2 protein-coding genes are annotated in these 3,878 nt (G+C 37.4%); both read left to right on the plus strand.

All coding sequences use genetic code 11. The features are described 5' to 3' along the window. Positions 1-346: 346 nt before the first annotated feature. Positions 347-2,902 carry an AAA family ATPase gene (locus tag ENL20_00225; protein HHE36987.1) on the plus strand — a complete coding sequence of 852 codons (2,556 nt, stop codon included), beginning with the start codon at positions 347-349 and terminating at the stop codon, positions 2,900-2,902. 192 nt (positions 2,903-3,094) lie between these two features. Further along, positions 3,095-3,878 (plus strand): ATP-binding protein (locus ENL20_00230; GenBank protein ID HHE36988.1); only part of this gene is annotated, 784 nt, incomplete at its 3' end.

The raw sequence follows: 3,878 nt of genomic DNA on the forward strand, positions 1-3,878 counted from the left end.
CGAGGAAGCGGAAAATTATTATAAACTGCAGCAGAAAACCCTCTCCGAAATTGGCGATAAAGAAGGTGAAGGAAAAGCATTTTTCAACTGGGCAATGATCGAGATCGAAAGGGAAAAACCGAAGAAGGCAATTCCTAAACTGGAAAAAGCTCTGGAATTGTTTGAAGCCTGCTCATTTAAAATGGGATATGACCTGGCGAAGGAGCAGTTGGAGAAGATAAAATAAAACACCGAAAAACACTGAAGGAATACCGAGAAGTCTGTAAAATTATTTTGACTATTTCAGGAAAATGGTTTAATATTTAATGAAAGCAGACAATTTTCGTTCCAAAGTTCCTACATTGGAATGAAAAGAAAGTACACAGAAAACAAAATCATCGGCTTCTGTCGGAATATGTTTTCAAAGAAGTTTCGACTCGTCGTCCCTTACGAGTCGAAAGTAAAAATTACAGGAGGAATTTTGTTCCAGCAATATTTATATAGATGCACGGAAAAAGTGATCCAGGAGATCAATATCGGTTTGATGGAATTCCTGGAACTGAAACAGGAATATTTTACGCCGGAAATGATCCTGATAGGGATGTTGGAGCATAAAAATTCCGGTTTGATCAAGATTTTCGAGGAAGCAGGTTATCAACCGGAAGAGATCATAAACAACATCCTGGGAATGTTGTATAACCGGCAGGAAATCGTTCCTCAGAGAAGCGGAGAGAAATTCCAGAAGATAAATCTGACACCGGAAACGGAAGATCTTTTTAAAATCGCTCTCGATATCACCAATGAATTCAACGATAAATATATCAGCGAAGATACATTATTTCTTGCTTTGTTCCGTTTGGATTATGAAAACCTGAACAAAATATTTAAAGAAACAGGTCTGGAAGAAGAGAAGATCAAAACAGCGATCAAAACGCTTCGCAAAGGGAGAAGGATTACCGACAAAAAAGCAGAATCAAAAGTGGATGTTTTGAAGCTCTTTACTCTCGATCTAACGGAAATGGCAAGAAAAGGTCAACTCGATCCGGTGATTGGAAGAGAGCAGGAAATTATGCGTGTGATCGAAGTTCTTTCCCGCAGGAAAAAGAATAATCCGATTTTAGTCGGTCATCCCGGAGTTGGCAAAACCGTGATAGTAGAGGGTTTGGCAAACCGGATCGCAGAAGCGGATGTTCCGGAAACTTTATTGGAAAAAAGGATACTCCAACTTAATATGGCTGAAATCCTGGCTGGAGCAAAATTCAAAGGTGAGTTCGAGGAAAGAATGAAAGCCGTTAAAGATGAGATCATCAATGCTGCCGGCTCGATCATCCTTTTCATCGATGAAACCCATACAGTTGTTTCCAGCGGAAGTGCAGACGGGATCAGTGCTTCCAATATTCTTAAACCAGCTCTGGCAAAAGGTCAACTACAATGTATCGGAGCAACGACATTCCAGGAATATAAACGCTACATCGAGATCGACAAAGCTCTTGAACGGAGATTTCAGCAAATTATCGTGAATGAACCCACGATCGAGGAAACAATCAAGATTTTAACCGGTCTGAAAGAAAAATACGAAACCCATCACACGATCGAATACACTTCAAAAGCTCTAAAAATTGCTGCTGTTCTATCCGAAAAATATATTTCCAATAGATTCTTACCTGATAAAGCCATCGATCTGATCGATGAAGCCGGAGCAAGAAAACATCTGAGCATGATCTATGTGCCGCCGGATATCAGCCGTTTGGAAAAGGAAAAGGTCAAACTCAAGGATGCCCAAATATTGAATTTTGAAAAAAAGAATTTTGAGAATGTTGCTTTCATTCAGCAAAAGATACTGAATATCAATAAAAAATTAAAATCACTTCGATCCAAAATGACTAAAAGCCGAAAATCTTCCGACAGGATCGTCAAAGCAGATGATATCGCCAAAGTAGTTACGCGTTGGACCGGAATTCCTGCCCAGAGAATGTTAAAAACTGAAGCCAAAAAGCTGCTGGAAATGGAAGCAAATATTCATAAAAGGATCGTTGGTCAGGACATTGCAATTAATGCTGTCAGTGATGCGATCCGCAGAAATCGGGCAGGTTTGAAAGATTCTTCCCGTCCCATTGGAGCATTCCTCTTTCTAGGTCCTACCGGAGTTGGAAAAACCGAGCTGGCGAAAGCTCTGGCAGAATTCCTGATGGATGATGAGAAAAAGATCATTAGGCTGGATATGTCCGAATATATGGAAGAACATACGGTTTCCAAGATCATCGGCTCTCCACCAGGTTATGTCGGATATGGAGAAGGCGGACAACTGACGGAACAAGTTAAAAGAAATCCCTACTCTATCATTCTGCTTGATGAAATCGAAAAAGCTCATACTAATATTTTTAATGTTCTGCTCCAGATCTTTGATGAAGGTCATCTCACCGATGGACAAGGTATGAAAGTTTCTTTTAAAAATACAGTGATCATCGGAACTTCGAATATCGGTGGTAAAAAAATAGTTAAAGATATTAAAAAGATCGGTTTTGAAACTAAGGAAGACAGCGAGAAAAGTTATAATGATATGAAAAAACTCATTATGAATGATGTAAAGAAACTGTTCAAACCGGAATTCCTGAACCGACTCGATGATATCATCGTTTTCCATTCCTTAACAAGAGAGAATTTAAAACAAATCGTAAATCTGGAATTGAACAAACTTCAGAAGCGATTAATGGAAAATGAAATTGAAGTCGAATTTACCAATAAAGTCAGGAAAATGCTTTTGAAATTCGGATTCAGTGAATTTTACGGAGCACGACCTTTGAACCGTGAGATCGAGAAAAGAATTGAGAATCCTCTCTCCAGAATGCTGATCAAAAATGAATTGAAAAAGAAGGACAAGTTTATCATCGATGAGAGGGAAGGAGAGATTTTTGTGAAGTGATACCTTTCCAAAAATTGCTTCTTTAAAAAATTCAGGAAAGAGATTTGATGATCTTTTTTCTCAAAGCAGGAGCTTTGAGTTACAAGATCACACTTTCTTTATACTCCCCAAACTCTTCCCGTAGAACTCCGCAGATATCACAGAGAAAAGCATAAACTTGTCTTATTTCCAAAATACTGTGAACAAAATATTATGTTATTTAGGAATAGTATTCCCATATATCATAATAAATTTGACAACTTATCGCCTCTTATAAAATTGACAACAGAGGTTATGATGATTAAACGAGAAATGAAATTGACTTTAAAAGAATTAGCAAAATACTTTCCAATTGTTACTATTACCGGACCCAGACAATCCGGCAAAACAACTCTGGCAAGAGCTGTTTTTCCGAAATATAATTATGTTAATCTTGAAGATCCTGATACAAGGGAATTTGCTTTAACCGATCCTCGCAGGTTTCTATCACAGTTCAGGGATAAAACCATACTGGATGAAGTTCAGCATACTCCCGAACTTTTTTCCTATATTCAGACAATAGTCGATGAAAAAAACAAATCAGGAATGTTCATTCTAACCGGGAGTAATCAATTCTCTTATATGAAATCGATTTCACAATCTCTTGCAGGTCGTACCGGGATTCTGAAATTGTTACCTTTTTCATATTTTGAACTTTATCAGAATAAAGTAATTCCTCTCGAACAGGTTCTCTTTTCCGGTTTTTACCCACGAATATTCGATAAGAAAATTCCTCCGGATTTCTTTATGTCCGGTTATCTTGATACTTATATTCAAAAGGATATTAGAAACATTTCCAATCTTCAATATATGAATGTATTTCTAAAATTTATGCAATTATGTGCCGGCAGAACAGGACAAATAATAAATTTTAACAGTATCGGAAATGCGCTTGGTATCGATCATAAAACTGTAAAAAAATGGATTTCCATATTGGAAGCAAGTTATATCATATTTC

The sequence above is a fragment of the Candidatus Cloacimonadota bacterium genome, assembly GCA_011372345.1.
GTDB lineage: Bacteria > Cloacimonadota > Cloacimonadia > Cloacimonadales > TCS61 > DRTC01.

What these genes read in the sequence shown, in the direction of transcription:
- ENL20_00225 (HHE36987.1), top strand. Translation starts at nt 347, where the DNA reads ATGAAAAGAAAGTACACAGAAAACAAAATCATCGGCTTCTGTCGGAAT.